The sequence below is a fragment of the Candidatus Colwellia aromaticivorans genome, from assembly GCF_003333305.1.
Classification (GTDB): Bacteria; Pseudomonadota; Gammaproteobacteria; order Enterobacterales; family Alteromonadaceae; genus Colwellia; species Colwellia aromaticivorans.
Window position 1 is genome coordinate 1 of sequence record NZ_QOLD01000060.1, and the last position, 15,403, is coordinate 15,403.

At 38.1% G+C, this 15,403-nt stretch carries 15 protein-coding genes; 3 read left to right on the forward strand and 12 right to left on the reverse strand.

Annotated features, from left to right (window positions below; genetic code table 11):
• Positions 1 to 582: 582 nt before the first annotated feature.
• The 6 genes from DWA31_RS08975 to DWA31_RS09000 form a co-directional block, all read right to left on the reverse strand.
• The gene (locus DWA31_RS08975; protein ID WP_114326261.1) at positions 583 to 1,467 is read right to left on the reverse strand and encodes a 1-acyl-sn-glycerol-3-phosphate acyltransferase; all 885 of its coding nucleotides are present in this window, start codon (positions 1,465 to 1,467) and stop codon (positions 583 to 585) included.
• 436 nt (positions 1,468 to 1,903) lie between these two features.
• Entirely contained in the window at positions 1,904 to 3,250 is a 1,347-nt protein-coding gene (locus DWA31_RS08980; RefSeq protein WP_114326262.1) for a DUF3422 family protein, read from the reverse strand.
• Between the two features lie 234 nt (positions 3,251 to 3,484).
• Complete coding sequence (gene panP, locus DWA31_RS08985; protein WP_114326301.1) at positions 3,485 to 5,128, reverse strand: pyridoxal-dependent aspartate 1-decarboxylase PanP; 1,644 nt, start codon at positions 5,126 to 5,128, stop codon at positions 3,485 to 3,487.
• An 8-nt stretch (positions 5,129 to 5,136) separates the two neighbouring features.
• Positions 5,137 to 5,859, reverse strand: a complete 723-nt coding sequence (gene trmB, locus DWA31_RS08990; protein ID WP_245942564.1) for a tRNA (guanine(46)-N(7))-methyltransferase TrmB — start codon at positions 5,857 to 5,859, stop codon at positions 5,137 to 5,139.
• Positions 5,859 to 6,623, reverse strand: a complete 765-nt coding sequence (locus DWA31_RS08995) for an ABC transporter permease (RefSeq protein WP_114326263.1) — start codon at positions 6,621 to 6,623, stop codon at positions 5,859 to 5,861. The genes trmB and DWA31_RS08995 overlap by 1 nt, the downstream gene beginning before the upstream one ends.
• Position 6,624: 1 nt before the next feature.
• Positions 6,625 to 7,605, reverse strand: coding sequence for an ABC transporter ATP-binding protein (locus tag DWA31_RS09000; protein ID WP_114326264.1), 981 nt, complete (start codon positions 7,603 to 7,605; stop codon positions 6,625 to 6,627).
• Positions 7,606 to 7,935: 330 nt separating this feature from the next.
• Here DWA31_RS09000 and DWA31_RS09005 point away from each other — a divergent pair, with 330 nt between their 5' ends.
• The 3 genes from DWA31_RS09005 (at position 7,936) to DWA31_RS09015 (ending at position 10,225) form a co-directional block, all read left to right on the forward strand.
• The gene (locus DWA31_RS09005) at positions 7,936 to 8,874 is read left to right on the forward strand and encodes a mechanosensitive ion channel family protein (RefSeq protein WP_114326265.1); all 939 of its coding nucleotides are present in this window, start codon (positions 7,936 to 7,938) and stop codon (positions 8,872 to 8,874) included.
• A 116-nt stretch (positions 8,875 to 8,990) separates the two neighbouring features.
• Positions 8,991 to 9,713 (forward strand): cupin domain-containing protein, encoded by a 723-nt coding sequence (locus DWA31_RS09010; RefSeq protein ID WP_114326266.1) that lies wholly within the window; start codon positions 8,991 to 8,993, stop codon positions 9,711 to 9,713.
• A 200-nt stretch (positions 9,714 to 9,913) separates the two neighbouring features.
• Positions 9,914 to 10,225 carry a YkgJ family cysteine cluster protein gene (locus DWA31_RS09015; RefSeq protein WP_114326267.1) on the forward strand — a complete coding sequence of 104 codons (312 nt, stop codon included), beginning with the start codon at positions 9,914 to 9,916 and terminating at the stop codon, positions 10,223 to 10,225.
• Between the two features lie 85 nt (positions 10,226 to 10,310).
• Here the strand turns inward: DWA31_RS09015 and panC are convergent, their stop codons facing one another.
• The 6 genes from panC to DWA31_RS09045 all read right to left on the reverse strand — a co-directional run bounded on the left by panC (position 10,311) and on the right by DWA31_RS09045 (position 15,288).
• A complete protein-coding gene (gene panC, locus DWA31_RS09020) occupies positions 10,311 to 11,165 on the reverse strand; it encodes a pantoate--beta-alanine ligase (RefSeq protein ID WP_114326268.1) in 855 nt (284 codons plus the stop codon).
• 54 nt (positions 11,166 to 11,219) lie between these two features.
• Complete coding sequence (gene panB / locus DWA31_RS09025; RefSeq protein WP_114326269.1) at positions 11,220 to 12,014, reverse strand: 3-methyl-2-oxobutanoate hydroxymethyltransferase; 795 nt, start codon at positions 12,012 to 12,014, stop codon at positions 11,220 to 11,222.
• Positions 12,015 to 12,137: 123 nt separating this feature from the next.
• On the reverse strand, positions 12,138 to 12,653 hold the full coding sequence (gene folK / locus DWA31_RS09030; protein ID WP_114326270.1) for a 2-amino-4-hydroxy-6-hydroxymethyldihydropteridine diphosphokinase: 516 nt from the start codon (positions 12,651 to 12,653) through the stop codon (positions 12,138 to 12,140).
• A 5-nt stretch (positions 12,654 to 12,658) separates the two neighbouring features.
• Complete coding sequence (gene pcnB / locus DWA31_RS09035) at positions 12,659 to 14,083, reverse strand: polynucleotide adenylyltransferase PcnB (protein WP_425451876.1); 1,425 nt, start codon at positions 14,081 to 14,083, stop codon at positions 12,659 to 12,661.
• A gap of 153 nt (positions 14,084 to 14,236) precedes the next feature.
• Complete coding sequence (locus DWA31_RS09040; protein WP_114326272.1) at positions 14,237 to 14,488, reverse strand: hypothetical protein; 252 nt, start codon at positions 14,486 to 14,488, stop codon at positions 14,237 to 14,239.
• Complete coding sequence (locus DWA31_RS09045; protein ID WP_114326273.1) at positions 14,488 to 15,288, reverse strand: crotonase/enoyl-CoA hydratase family protein; 801 nt, start codon at positions 15,286 to 15,288, stop codon at positions 14,488 to 14,490. Before DWA31_RS09045 ends, DWA31_RS09040 begins: the two co-directional genes overlap by 1 nt.
• Positions 15,289 to 15,403: the final 115 nt, after the last annotated feature.

Here is a 15,403-nt window from a genome sequence, read left to right on the forward strand (position 1 = left end):
AAACAGGCGTTCTCGCTTCTTATTACTGATCAAAGTGATGAGAAATAGTAAATTGCATGAGCCGTATACGAGGTCCGTACGTACGGTTCTGTGAGAGGGATGAGGCATGAGCCTCACCCTACTCGATATGGGTGAAATTTGATAATAGCGCCAGTCTCTAAGTCTGCTTACTATACCCAAGCCACCTCAAGATGCAGAATTCAGCTGGAATTAGAAACGTCTTTAGGCAAGGCTTTGATTGAAGAGAATGGTTATTCAGGAGAATATGCTCCTGCATTCTCTAATAGGCTACATCCATGTAGCGTCCTTGTCGAAATCAATAACGCAGCATAACACGTTTCTAAACTAGCCATTTATGGGCGACTGAGCAAAACATGCTCGTCGTTGCATCTATTTTTAAGGGAGTAACCATTAATAAAAAGATGCGCCTTGATCATGATTCGCTCAGACGTCCTGAAACTCGCATCTTGAAGTGGCTTGGGTTTATAAGAAAAGTGGACTCGAATTGACGTTATTGTTTATGCTCGGCTATGCATAATCACTTTGAACTCCTGAATTTGGTTCAGGAAATTGAACGTAATTCTAAGCCGTAGGCGATAAATGTAAACAGTATCCCTTGCCAGCAAAAGTAAGTTGGTAAGTGGTCGTATTGTTCTTGTTAGTATTACTTTTTTCTAATAATCCTTTTTCTATCAACAAGGTAAGCATGGTGTTTGATAACTCAGCCACTTTAGCTTTGGTACCTATTTCCATTTTGGTAGCGACACCTTTAATGGAATACAGTGCTCGAATGATGGCTGCTTCAGAATCAGATATTGTCGGCAAACTACCAATATAATGAGGGAATTGTAATTTTGGATATTTACCTTGTATACTTTCATAAGAGGCTTGAATAGCACTAATATCTTCCTCTTTATTGCCCGTTAAGTGAAATGTATGAAACACCCCTGTTTCTTTACTTGCATAATCAACTTTAGCGAGGAAAATTGGTAATTCACACCCTTGAGCAATATGGTAAAAACCAGCTTTCCATTTTTTTACTACACCGCGAGTTCCTTCTGGAGTAAATAAGAAAAATATCCTTTTTCCATTTTCAGATTGTGTTTTTTGTGAATCAATAAATTTTTTGATTTGCTGTACTTGACCAACACCTTTTGATGAACGATCAATTGGAATGGCGCCAAGCCACATTAACCATCTTCCTAAAAGCGGTACCTTACACAGACTCTCTTTAATGGAGAAGTATATTTTGACATCTTGTAAAATGGCAGCGCCAAGGGCATAAACAAAATCCCAGTTAGAGGTGTGAGGTGCGGCAATTGCGACTCCTGCTCCTTCGGGGGTAAATTTAGAAACCTTCCAACCTGCTAATTTAAACCATAAAGCAAAGATTGATTTTAAGAAATATTTAGTAAACATGCCGTCAAAAATGGTTTTTTCTCTAATACTAAGCGATTTTTTAGCCATGAATAAATCCGTACAAGTTGAAATGAGCTGAAAATATATTTTGATTATAGCATATCAATTGAGTCAAAGAATTTAAACTATTCAAATCACAAGTAGTGTATTTATACCCGTTCCACTTGAAGATGCATGATTCAGCTGGAATTAGAAACGTCTTTAGGCAAGGCATTGATTGTAGAGAATGGTATTCCCTTCTCAAAATCAATAACGCAGTATAAAGCGTTTATAAACCAGCCCCTTGGGGAAGGCTGAGCAAATCATACTCTGCGTTACATTTGTTTTTAAGGGAATAACCCTTAATAAAAAAATGTTCCTTGATTATGAGTCGCTCAGACTTCCTGAAACGAGCATCTTCAAGTGGAGCGGGTATATACCTATTCTATTAAATTTATTCCTAACTCAGAGTATTGAGTAAACTGCCTAGTAAGGCGATTTAACATTATTTTAACCCTTTCATTAAACGTTTATGAATTAAACGCGTGCCAATAAAAACAATACCAATAACAATAGGAACAGCAAAACCACTGACTAGTTCGTGGTTATATTCAATACCAAATGTTGGTAAGGACGTTAGCATGGTTTCAAATAGTTGCATGCCATAATAACTTATTGCGGCAACTGATAAGCCTTCAACTGTTTGTTGCAAACGCATTTGCACATGAGCACGATGGTTCATTGATTTTAATAAGGTTTGATTTTGCTCTTGTAGCACCATTTCAACGCGTGTTCGTAATAAATCACTCGCACGTGTAACTCTTCTAGAGATGTCTTCTAAGTGGTTAGATGCAGTTTGACAGGTTTTAACTGCAGGAGTAATCCTCCGCATTAAGAACTCTTGTATGGTCATGTAGCCTGAAACTTCTTCTTCTTTTAGTTCCTCCATTCGTTGTAATACCACATTGTAATAGGCATTAGTAGCAGAGAAGCGGTAAGTACTTTGACTACGATAATCCTCTACTTTTGCTGCAATTTTGGATACTTGTGTTAGTAACTCTCTATCACTTTTATCAGTACCTAACGCTATGTAAGTAGTAACCTGCTGCAGTTGTAAATCTAGTTGATTAAGCTCACTATTGATTGCTTGTGCGAGTGGTAAACCTAGTGTTGCCATCACCCGGTAAGTATCAAGTTGTAATAATTGAAGAACCAATCGTCCTAGCTGAGCAGGTGATAAGTCTTTTTGATATATTAGAAAGCGACCAAAACCATCCTCATGTAATTTAAATGAACTCCACACTTTGGCCTGTGAATTGACAGGAGCACTGGCTATTAATGGCATATTGTCAAAATATTTTTCAACCTTGTGTGTTCTCGCTTTATCAATATTTTCAGACTCGATGATCAAGTGCACAGCAGCAATTACTTGGCCGGGCATTTTCTCAAACCAGCTACGGGGAATAAAATCGATAGCATTTTTAATAAATGGAAGATCAGTTAATGGTGCTTGGCGAATAAAGGTATAGGTTGAATATTCTAAATGGCGTTCCCAACGAAGGCTAAATAAACCAAAATCTTGATAAAAACATGGCATTGACTTCGCAGGTGAATTTACTTGAAATCTATTACATAACAATGAAATAAACTCATGTTCTTGTTGCTTTAATTTTCCATGATGTTGAATAGCGATATGGGTGAGCTGAGCAGGAGTTGATATCGATTGAAATGGCCTATTGTGTAATTCGTTATATAGTTTCTCACGTAGTGGATGAGTCGCTATTTTACTCAATGAGGATAACGGTGGCACTGTACCTTCAGACAATTCATTAGATATTAATTCATTTAACAAAGTAACTACTACCTGCGATATCTGTATTTATTCTGTAGTCTATGTTAGCGGCTGTAGGTAGTTAGGTATATACTTCTTATGGAGGATATTGTCTTATGTAATTATGTTTATGAGCTTGTGGTATAGAGGAAAATTAAACCGTGGTAAGGCGCCTAATAAATGAAATAGGTATTAGATAAACAGGCAAAATATCAAGACCTCATGATGATCATCAAGCCTTTCTATTTGGTATTGTTAGCTTGATAGAGCTAATAGTTGTGGCAAATAAAGTTCGCTTTCTTGTGCAAGTAAACACTGCTCGGCCAAAATATCATTAAGAATTACTTTACTGGTTAATGGATTAGCAAGTACAACCCGAAAAACAATTACTTTTTCACCTCCGTAACGTGACACTTCAATACGAGTACGTGAAACAAACGAACGGCCATCTTCTCGTTGGCGCTTTTGAATAAACTTAGTTAGTTGGCCTAGCAACAAGTTTAGCTCATTTCGTGTTTTACTATCACGATTAACGCAAGCCTTAGCAAGGACAGTTTGTACTGTTTTAGGCACATAACGGTAGGTTAATAGACACAACTCTGGTTCAGTGATCAATTCAAAATTTTCATGGTGATTAATGATATCAGCAAAGTACTTTGCTTTGGTTATCGCTCTATTAATCAACATTTCATAGCCAGGGCGGCTAATAATATGCAAGCTAGCGTAAACTAGCATAGCCATACCAGAACGAGAGCCTTCTAAGCTATGACTGCCCAGATCTTTTGAACCTTTGCGTAAGATATACTCGGCATGATGTTCAATATCAGCCACCGCAGATGGGTCTTTAAATAATACCACGCCCGCGCCCATAGGCACGTACATTTGTTTATGAGCATCAATGGTTACTGAATCAGCACGTTCAATGCCGTTAAGTAAATAACGGTGCTTATTGGATAATAACGTTGCTCCACCCCAAGCAGCATCGACATGAAAATGGCATTGGTATTGCTCAGCGATATCCGCCATTTTATTTAATGGGTCAATGTTACCTGTTTCGGTAGTGCCTGCCACACCAACAATCGCGAGCACTTTAATATTTTTATCTGTTAATTGTTGGCACTTGTGTGCAAGTTTTTGGCAATCTATTTTGTTGTATTCATCAGTTGGAATTGCAATTACGCTGTCTTGTCCAATACCGAGAACATCTGCCGATTTTTGTAATGAATAATGACCCCGTTCTGAGACTAAAATTACCAAACCTTGATAACCGTAGTGCTGTAGGGCATTAAATAAGCCTGCTCGGGTAATACCTGGAAAATTTCCATCGGCTTTAAGTAATTTATTTCGAGCCACCCACAAGGCAGTAATATTAGCGACTGTACCACCAGAGCAAAAAGCTCCTAACGAATTATTAGGGTTATGTAACCATTGTTGGTAAAAATCATCATTTTCTTGGTAAACCAAATTATGCATCATACCCAATACTTGCCGCTCTAGTGGGGTAAATGCTTTCGAGGTTTCTACTTTAACTAGGTTTTGATTTAAACCAACCATTAACTTAGACAAGGGTAAAATAAAGGCGGGTAAGGCTGACGTCATGTGACCGATAAAGCTCGGGCTAGCAGTATGTACTGAATGTGCTACTAATTTATCAAGTAAATGGTGCATATGATCAGAAACAAATTCAGGCTGCTCAGGAATACGTGCACTGACAAAATCTTGTTCAATATCACTTAAGGCATTTTTACTGGCAACAATATAATTGTTGAGAAAATCGGATAAACTGTGCGATATCTCTTGTTCAATACGTCCTAAAGTAGAATCTGGTGCTTCGGCAACAGTAAATATTCTGTGTAAAGATTCATTTGTTGCTTGTGCAGTACGTTTAGGTGTTGTCATTTTAGTTATTACTTGTATAAGGTTAACTGCCAACATACTTGGCCGCTGGCTTGGTATTTAGCTTCAAAAGGTGTCAGTGCTTGTTCTCCTGCTACGTTAACTTGAGAAAGCTCTCCATGCAAGGCTATTTGTTTCGCCGCTTGTTGAAATTCTTCTAAATATAAACGCCAATTGCTGCGCAATATCAATGTATCGCCAATTCCTGTCATTTGTGGAAATACCGCGCTGCCATGCCAGCGACGTTGTAGATGTTTAGATTTAGGCCAAGGATTAGGGTAGAGAATATAATGCTTAGTCACAGGCCAATTAGCCGCTTTAACCAAGCGATAAAAATCATTTAAGTCAGCACGAACTAGATGATAATTTTGTGCATGGTAGCCGTTTTCTTGTGAAAAGCCCTCAACATTTCGATTAATTCTGTGTGCAGATTTATCGACACCAATAACGAGTGCTTGTGGATTTTGCTGAGCTAAAATCCGACTACTTTGGCCAACACCACAACAGGCATCTAAAATGATTTCGCCAGCTGAATTAGCCTGTAAAAATGCTTGCACCAACGTATCCATTTCCTGAAAAGCTTGCTGGGTATGCGGCTGATAAGGTTTTTTAAAAGGATGTGATAAATGCTTTGCGACCACTTCATTTAGCTTTTCATGAATACCCGTTTGGTTAGTTATAATGGATTTAGAGTCACCCAACGGATCTTGTTGTTCAGCCATATTATCTTTCATTAAGATCTCAATCCTATACCTTTACTGATCAATACCATAGCAATAGTAAATAAGGTGGCAATAAAAAATCCAATGACTAAAAAGGCAGTGACAATGTTAACATCAGAAATACCTAAAAAGCCGTAGCGAAAAGCATTGACCATATAAACGATCGGGTTAATCTGTGACACTCCTTGCCAAAAATCAGGCAACAAGCTAATAGAATAAAACACTCCACCAAGGTAGGTCAATGGTGTCAGTACAAATGTGGGAATAATAGATATATCATCAAAACTATTGGCGAAAATAGCATTAATCAAACCACCCAAAGAAAATGTCGCTGATGTTAATGATACCGTCGCTATAATCACCCAAACGTTATGAATTTTAATATCAACAAACAATAATGATACCAAGGTAACAATTAAGCCCACTAAAATACCGCGCGCCATACCTCCACCAACATAACCGGCTACTATCACCCAATTTGGCACGGGTGCTACTAACATTTCTTCAATGTTCCGTTGCCATTTAGCACTAAAAAAAGAGGAGGCCACGTTTGAGTATGAGTTAGTAATAACAGTCATCATAATTAAGCCTGGTACAATAAACGACATGTAATCAAAGCCGCCCATTTTGCCTATACGAGAGCCGATAAGAGAGCCAAAAATAACAAAATATAAGCTAATAGTGATAGCTGGTGGTACTAAGGTTTGTACCCAAATACGTAAAAAGCGTTGAATTTCTTTAGTTAAAATACTTTTTAAGGCGATGGCGTTATTCATCTTAGTTAGCCTTCTTATTTGATGTGCGAGTCACCGCGATAGGCGACTCTTTACTAGACTTTTTATTAGGCTCTTTATTCGATATAAGGTTAACAAATAAGGCTTCTAAACGATTACTTTTATTGCGCATACTCAGCACGTTAATAGTTTGCTCGGTTAATTGTTGAAAAACATGATTTAGATTTTGGTTCTTATTCAAGTCAACTTCTAACGTATGATCATCAATCACTCTAAAGTCAGTTTCAGTTAAGGTGATTTTTTTGTTATGAGGTGATAAATCTAAAACAAAAGTTTCAACATCCAGTTGGGCTAGTAATGCTTTCATACTAGTGTTTTCAACAATTTCACCACCGTTAATAATAGCAATATTACGACATAACATTTCTGCTTCTTCTAAGTAATGGGTCGTTAGAATGATGGTAATCCCCTTACTGTTTAGCTCTCGTAAAAAGCCCCACATTGAACGGCGCACTTCAATATCAACGCCAGCGGTTGGCTCATCTAAAATTAATATTTGTGGTTCATGCATCAAAGCGCGCGCTATCATTAACCGGCGTTTCATCCCGCCAGATAACATACGAGCAGCATCATCGCGCTTATCCCATAACTCTAATTGTTTTAAATATTTTTCGGCACGTTCAACGGCAACTTTCCGTTCAACACCATAATAACCTGCCTGATTTACCAAAATATTCATTAAGGGTTCAAACTGGTTGAAATTAAATTCTTGTGGTACTAATCCAATGAAGCTCTTTGCTTTTTCTAGGTCAGTGTCTATGTCATAGCCAAACACCTTTACCTGGCCTTGGCTTTTATTAACTAAAGAGGTTATTACGCCTATCGTGGTAGATTTTCCAGCACCATTAGGGCCAAGCAAAGCAAAAAAGTCGCCTTTTTTTACAGTTAAATCAATATTTTTAAGCGCTTGAAAACCACCTTTGTAGGTTTTTTCTAGTGACTTAATTTCTAAAGCATGAGACATGGTTTTGCCTTGAACGTTAACGAATAAAAAACAATTAAATATAATGCCAATTGAACTAACTAAGCTATCATTTTCAAATGGCTTAAATATCCAATAGCATCGTTGCTTTCAATCTCAATAGCCAGCTATTGTTCAATCAAGCGTCTTGCTCTTGAAAATTTAATCTCATTGAACTCTGTAACCTTAATTATACAAATGGTATAGGAAGAGTAAATATGGTGCTTTAAATGCACTTTTCAACGGTAAAAAATAAAATATCACCTTTAAAGATAACATTTATTTCCAATCTGTTATCCTTTACCAATTTGTCGATATCATTAAGGAATAACCATGTTCGCTCCCCCCGTAACAAATAATACAGAAAAAGTTAGCGAAGCGATTAACCCAGCCAATTTACTCAAAGAAGAAATAGATCAAGTCGCTAATTTATACAATATAATTATAGATTTTTTTGCCAATTATAGTTTCCAACTGATTGGTGCATTAATCATTTTTATCATTGGTTATGCTCTCGCGGGAAAAATATCTAAATTTGTTTTACGGTTATGTCAGCGACATAAATTAGATATTACGTTAAGTCAGTTTTTAGCAAACACCACAAAAATGTTGATAGTAATAATGATCACTATCGTTTCGCTTAGTAAGTTGGGGATCAGTGTTACGCCATTTATTGCTGCTATTGGCGCAATTTCTTTAGGGGCTGGTTTAGCATTACAGGGCTTATTGGCTAACTATGCTGCAGGTTTTAATATTATTATTATTAGACCATTTGTGGTTGGCGATACCATTAGCGTACATGGAGTTACCGGTGTTGTTGAAGAAGTGCTACTTGCTTATACGTTATTAAAAAATGAAGATGATGTCACGATCACTATTCCCAATAAGCACATCGTAGGTGAAATTCTTCATAATTCACAACATGATTCGTTACTCGAGTTAAAAATTGGCATTTCATACAATCACAACCCATTAGAAGTTACCAAGTTGTTAGAAGAAACGGTATTGTCTTTAGGCATTGTGGGTGAAAATAGAAAGTTGCAAGTAGGTATTGATGAGTTTTCAGATAGTGCCATTACCATTGCTATTCGCTTATGGACTCCGACGGTGAATTTGTATGCGACTAAATATAAAGCTTATGCAAAAATATACTCTGTCTTAGATGAAGCGAATATTACCATTCCGTTCCCGCAACGAGATGTACATATTCATCAAATAGCTAGTAACCCTTCGACAGGCTCAGGGCAAACGGAAGATCTCCGTTCATTCTGAGCGCGAGGAACGAGTAGTCGAAGGGCGACAGGCTCAGGGCAAACGTAGTGCCTTCGATCATCCTGAGCACGAGGAACGAGTAGTCGAAGGACAAAACAATGTAAACAGAGCAAAAAATGTCAGAAAAAAGCATTATAAAGTTAAGGGAAAATCCAATTGACTTTGGTGACATTACCGATGAGTTTGATGCAGCAATATGTGGGTCAACTCAGTCAACTCAGTCAATTAAACATAATCATAACGATTATAAAGATGAAGCGTTAGGGTTATATATTGGTGTTTATAGTGCCAAAGATATAACTGAAACTGCGACACCTCATGCCTATGATGAGTTTATGATCATAATTGAAGGTACGGTAGAAATTAAAAACAATAAAACCGGTAAAAGTGAAATTATCATGGCAGGTGAGAGCTTTGTCATTCCCCATGGTTATGATTGTCAGTGGCATCAACAAGGATATTTACGTAAGTTTTATGTGATTTATGAACCACCAGAAATACCTGAAAAGTCAGTCACTGAAAAGGTTGTTTATATTGATGAAAATACTAATGTTCCATGGAAAGAAACATCTGATGGTCACCGAAAAAAAATACTCTATCAAAATAACAATCAACGTTTTATCGCTGGTGTTTGGCAAAGTAAAGCGTTCACTACTGGCTTAATTGATTTTCCTTATCATGAGTTTATTTTTATTAATAAAGGTAGTCTTATTTGCACCGATAATAGTGGTAAAGTACATTACTTTAAATGCGGCGATGCACTCTTTATTCCACAAGGAACACGTTGTTCATGGAAAGTTAAAGGCGAAGTAAGTATTCACTTTGCTCAAGTTAAATAGGATTAAAAGCACTAGAACTCAAGGTCATAAACATGACAAACCCTCAACACAATCAAGGCTGAGGGTTTTACATTAACGGGCAATAGCATAAGGCAGCTAGCGAACAAAATTTCACTTCGAGTTAATTAGTGTAGCAACCGCGATCAAAACTAATTTAGAATATGCTCCACTTAGGGTAAAATACAACATTATTCTCTTTGATGATGGGCTTCGTTATTAATATTAAAAAAGTACTAGAAACGGAAGTCACTTGTTCAACTTGTCAGGCTTGTTGTTGTCGTTTAGAGGTTCTGCTTGTTACCGACACTGGTGTTCCCTACCAGCATATTGCTATCGATGAATGGGGCGGTGAAACGATGTTGCGTTTAGACGATGGTTGGTGCTCAGCTTTAGATCGTGAGACGTTTATGTGTTCTATTTATGAGAACCGTCCTTGGAATTGTCGAGAATTTGAGATGGCTTCATATGAGTGTCGTATTGAAAGAGGTTTAGACGTAAGTGTTTCGTACTAATTATCTTGGGCATAAAAATAGTTCGTTTTATTCATCATGAGTAGAAATACAATAAAATACTAATAGCCATTATTAACTGCTTGAACTACAGCTTGACGGGTAAGTTATCGATTAATCTTGCTTTACCTAAATAGGCGGCCGCTAGAATAACAATATTTTTATCATTTGGTGTTACAGGCGCTAATGTATTCGCATGACATAAATAAATATAATCAGTTTTCAAACCCGCCTTATCAATTTTTTCACTCGCTTGCATTATTATTGCAGCGTAGTCTCTTGGTTGATGGCTGTTGCGCAACTCAGTACTTAACCACTGTAAGGCCTGATAAAGCGCGGGTGCTATGGCGAGTTCTTCTGGCGTTAAGTAACCATTTCGTGAGCTCATTGCTAAACCTGACTTTTCACGAATAATTTCCACTGGAATAACGTCCACTGGCATGGATAAGTCTTCAACCATGGTTTGAATTACTTGCAACTGTTGGTAATCTTTCGAGCCAAAACAAGCAACATCAGGCTGAACTAGATTAAATAATTTACAAACCACAGTAGCGACACCACGAAAATGTCCTGGTCGGCTAGCGCCACAATAAAGATCCGAAATATTGGGAACTTCAACATAGCTATTTTCACCAACACCTTTTGGATAAATAATATCAGCGGTAGGGGTAAATAATAAGTCAGTTTTGACCTTTATCAAGCTCGCTTTATCCTGCGCTAATGTTCTTGGATAATTATCAATGTCTTCACTTAAACCGAACTGCATTGGGTTCACGAAAATACTGGCAATGACTTTATCAGCATGCTGATGAGCAGCATTAACTAGCGCTAAATGGCCATCGTGTAAATTACCCATGGTAGGCACAAAAGCAATGGTTAGGCCTTGCATACGCCATGATTTAACTTGTGCGCGTAAATCTTTTATACTTTCAACTGTATTCATTTTCATCTCTTACGAAGCTTGGTATTATTTTTAGACTTTGTTTGAAACTCGAAACTATTTAAATATATGATCTTCGCCAGGGAAATTACCTAGGCTTACTTCACTGATGTATAATTCAATAGATTTTTTAATATCGCCCGTTTCTTTTAAAAAATTTCGAGAAAACTTAGGCATATAACTGTAAGAAATACCTAAAGCATCATGCATTACCAGTATTTGTCCGTCGGTATCTTTACCTGCGCCAATACCTATCGTTGGAATAGTAATCGCTTCTGATATAGCCTTACCTAGTGGAGCAGGAATGCATTCTAATACGAGTAATTGTGCTCCTGCAGTTTCTAAAGCTTGCGCATCTTTGATCATTTGTTGTGCTTGTGCATCTTGACGACCTTGCACTTTAAAGCCGCCAAATACATTGACTGACTGAGGCGTTAAACCTAAGTGGGCGCATACAGGAATACCTCTTTCAACCAAGGCTTTAATCGTATCAACTAACCAAGCGCCACCTTCCATTTTTACCATACTAGCGCCTGCTTGCATTAACTTGGCTGAATTAGTTAATGCTTGCTCTAAATTAGCGTAGCTCATAAAAGGCATATCGCCGATGATCAAGGTGTTTTCGACACCACGTTTAACACATTGGGTATGATAAACCATATCATTAATACTGACTGGCAGTGTATCATCTTGCCCTTGTAATACCATACCAAGGGAGTCACCAATTAAAATGGCATGTATGCCTGCTTGATCAAATAGCTTGGCAAAGCTAGCATCATAGGCTGTGATGGTTGATATTTTTTCGCCTTGTTGTTTCATTTTTAACAAGGTGGATGTAGTTATTTTAGCCATAGTAGTTCCAATGCGGTATTTATTTTAAATATTATTATTGAGATAACGGGTTGTTACGATTACTTTGAGTAATTACTCGATCGGGGTACTTTGGCATAATTTTTTTTCAACTGCAATATTCGTTCAACTTAGCTTTAGCTTTATCATCGAATTATTAGCAATGTTTTGGCTCAAAACTGTTACACTTTGCCTTTCTGCCCCTATTGAGGAAGGTAGCATTAAGTCAGCTGCAATTTCAGCTAAAGGCAATAAGACAAACTCACGTTTTTTCATGCCATAATGCGGGACAATAAGACGTTCAGTGCTAATTATTTCGTTACCAAACAAAATAATGTCAAGATCTAAAATACGCGCCCCCCAATGATTTTCTTTACGCACTCTGCCTGCTTTATTTTCGATACTTTGTAAGGCATCAAGTAGTTCCAGGGGAGTTAGCTTTGTTTCAAGTGCTAAAACTGCGTTAATATAATCGTCTTGATCTTGAGGCCCCATTGGCTTACTTAAGTACAATGACGACACATTAATTACGTGGCTTTGTGCTAACGTCTTAATTTCATCAATAGCGGCTTGCACTTGTTTAACTGGCTCAGATAAATTACTACCCAAGCCGATATACGCAATTGTTGTGATGGGGTTCATAATGTTTATTCGGCGCTTGGATTATTGCTACTTGCAGTTGGCTTTTTACGCTTTCTTGGACTGCGACGTTTACCACTAGGCGAAGTTTTAACACCTTTAATCATTTGCACACGAGCGTCATTAGAGACAATTTGAAAATCGGTCCACCATTGTGCTAACTCAATTAAAGTAGGTGTACTTTCAATTTCTGCACGTAATAACAAGAAGTCATAACCGGCTCTAAACTTAGGATGTTCAAAGGTTTTAAAGGCGCGTTTTCCTTCGCGACGTGCTAGCTTATCTTGTAAAATCCAAATATCTTTCATTACCCCTTGAAAACGCTTAGGAATGGCAATACTGCGTTGTTGCTCGGGCATTATTTCACTTAATGCCGCAAAAAAAGCATCTTGAGGAGCAAGTTGATTATTGATATTAATTTGGTGAATATATTTTTGTAATGGGTACCAAAGCATTGCCGCGAATAAAAAGGCTGGTGTAACACGCTGTTCATTGTTAATGCGATTATCAGTGTTTTGCATGGCGAGCATGATAAAACGTTCAAGCAGTTGGTCATTTTTATTTAGTTCTTGCTCAACAGCAGGGAAGAAGTAAGTAAATAAATTATAACTGCGCAGTTGTTTATAGTTAGCGACCGCTTTACCCGAAATAAACAGTTTCAAAAACTCTTCAAACATACGGGCAGCAGGTATGTTAGCCATTAATGCTGATAGTTCTTTGATGGGGGCGCGAGTCTCGGGTGATATTTCCATATCAAGTTTGGTGGCAAAGCGAATGGCACGCAACATGCGCACAGGATCTTCACGGTAGCGTGTTTCTGGGTCACCAATTAAGCGGATAACTTTGTCTTCAACATCTTTAACGCCATTGGCAAAATCATACACTTTAAAATCTTTAGTAGAGTAGTACAGGGCATTGATGGTGAAATCGCGACGCTCGGCATCCTCTTCTATCGTGCCATAAATATTGTCACGCAATAACATGCCATGTTCACTTTGCTTTGAGGTTTTCGTACAACTTTGTTCTTGCTCTGAAGCACTGTCGTGATGACCTCGAAAGGTTGCCACTTCAATAATTTCTCGGCCAAAAACAATATGCGCTAAACGAAAACGGCGACCAATCAAACGACAGTTTCGAAACAAACCTTTGATTTCATCAGGTGTGGCATTAGTGGCAATATCAAAATCTTTTGGTTTCAAACCTAATAAAATATCGCGGACACCGCCACCCACTAAATAAGCATCATAGCCGCCTTTATTTAAGCGATATAGTACTTTTAAAGCGCTTGGGCTGAGTAGTTGTCTAGAGACAGGATGCTGACTTCGAGATAAAACTATTGGTTGTTCTAGTGTGGAGACTACTTTAGTTGTTTTGGTTTTTTTATTGGCATTTTTACTAAAAACCTTTTTACATAAATTGATGACGCGTTTGATAATCGCTGACCTTTTTTAGAGAATATAGGTGGATGAAAGGTTATCTGTTTGACTAGGCGCAATGATATAACATTCAAGCAAAAAAGAGAATGAAAAAGCAGCGATTTTTAAGTCCTCACTGCATTGAAAAGGTAAGTCTTTATAGATAATTTTCTACCAAGGTAATATTTCGCCATTAGAGTGCTTACATAAACCTGACTCAGTGATGGTCAATTCAGCCATTAATGTGCGTAAACGTTCCGCTGCAACTTCGCTATTAATATCACCATTAGCGGTTAAATTGGTACCAGTTAACCCGTAAATTACGTAGATTTCGTATCCAGAACATACTATTTTAATGTTGCAGGCCATATCAATAGCCTGTCCACTGGAATTTACTTCTTGAGTTTGGATAATAGTATGCATTAGGTTCCATTGAAAAGCGGATCACGCTTTTCTAGCAATGCATTCACAGCCTCAACGTGATCAGCGGTTTGATGGCAGCTTGCCTGATAACTAGCTGATAGTTCCAATAACGAATCAAGTCGACTGTGCATACCTTCGCGTAATAACTGTTTGGACATACGTAATTGCTTTGGTGGATTTTTTGCAATACGTTGTGCCAACGCGTTGGCTTCTGGAATTAGCTGATCAGCATCAACAACTCTGGATACAAGTCCCCAAGCCAATGCTGTTTCGGCATCGATGGGATCACCAGTAAAGGTCATTTCTGCAGCTCTTGACAGGCCTATCTGACGTGGTAACAGCCATGCGCCGCCATCACCAGGAATAATACCGACTTTGACAAAGTTTTCAGCAAAAGTGGCACTTTTAGCTGCAATGCGGATATCACACATTAGCGTTAAATCGCAGCCTGCACCGTAGGCTGGGCCGTTGACGGCAGCGATTACAGGGACCTCCAGTGCCCAAAGGGCTTTGGGAATTCGTTGGATACCCTGTTTGTAATTATCTGCAATGGTGGTGACGTCACCACTAAATGTTCCGACTCGATCGCGCATATGATTTAAGTTACCGCCGGAAGAAAATCCCTTACCAGCTCCAGTTAAAATGACACATCGAACCGATAAGTCGGCTTTTATGCGCGCTATGGCTTCTACAAACAACTCTACAAAGTCGAGATCGGTAATAGGGTTGCGCAATTCTGGTTGATTGAGTGTCAAGGTAACTACGTGTCCATCTTGCTTGTACAATAATTTTTCGCTCATTTTGTTTTCCTTAAATAATTATTAAGGACACTTATAATAATGTATTTTTATAGGTGTCTTTGAGTTAATTTTTAGCAAGCGCTTTATCGCTTGGGTTCATCGGTAGCTCGGATAA

Bases quoted from the DNA above. Each gene is read 5' to 3' on its own strand.
- DWA31_RS09010 (WP_114326266.1), top strand. From the start codon at position 8,991: ATGTCAGAAAAAAGCATTATAAAGTTAAGGGAAAATCCAATTGACTTT.
- DWA31_RS09015 (WP_114326267.1), top strand. From the start codon at position 9,914: ATGATGGGCTTCGTTATTAATATTAAAAAAGTACTAGAAACGGAAGTC.
- trmB (WP_245942564.1), bottom strand. From the start codon at position 5,859: ATGAAAGATAATATGGCTGAACAACAAGATCCGTTGGGTGACTCTAAA.
- panC (WP_114326268.1), bottom strand. From the start codon at position 11,165: ATGAATACAGTTGAAAGTATAAAAGATTTACGCGCACAAGTTAAATCA.
- DWA31_RS08995 (WP_114326263.1), bottom strand. From the start codon at position 6,623: ATGAATAACGCCATCGCCTTAAAAAGTATTTTAACTAAAGAAATTCAA.
- panP (WP_114326301.1), bottom strand. From the start codon at position 5,128: ATGACAACACCTAAACGTACTGCACAAGCAACAAATGAATCTTTACAC.
- DWA31_RS09000 (WP_114326264.1), bottom strand. From the start codon at position 7,605: ATGTCTCATGCTTTAGAAATTAAGTCACTAGAAAAAACCTACAAAGGT.
- DWA31_RS09005 (WP_114326265.1), top strand. From the start codon at position 7,936: ATGTTCGCTCCCCCCGTAACAAATAATACAGAAAAAGTTAGCGAAGCG.
- DWA31_RS09045 (WP_114326273.1), bottom strand. From the start codon at position 15,288: ATGAGCGAAAAATTATTGTACAAGCAAGATGGACACGTAGTTACCTTG.
- DWA31_RS08975 (WP_114326261.1), bottom strand. From the start codon at position 1,467: ATGGCTAAAAAATCGCTTAGTATTAGAGAAAAAACCATTTTTGACGGC.
- DWA31_RS09040 (WP_114326272.1), bottom strand. From the start codon at position 14,488: ATGCATACTATTATCCAAACTCAAGAAGTAAATTCCAGTGGACAGGCT.
- folK (WP_114326270.1), bottom strand. From the start codon at position 12,653: ATGAACCCCATCACAACAATTGCGTATATCGGCTTGGGTAGTAATTTA.
- panB (WP_114326269.1), bottom strand. From the start codon at position 12,014: ATGGCTAAAATAACTACATCCACCTTGTTAAAAATGAAACAACAAGGC.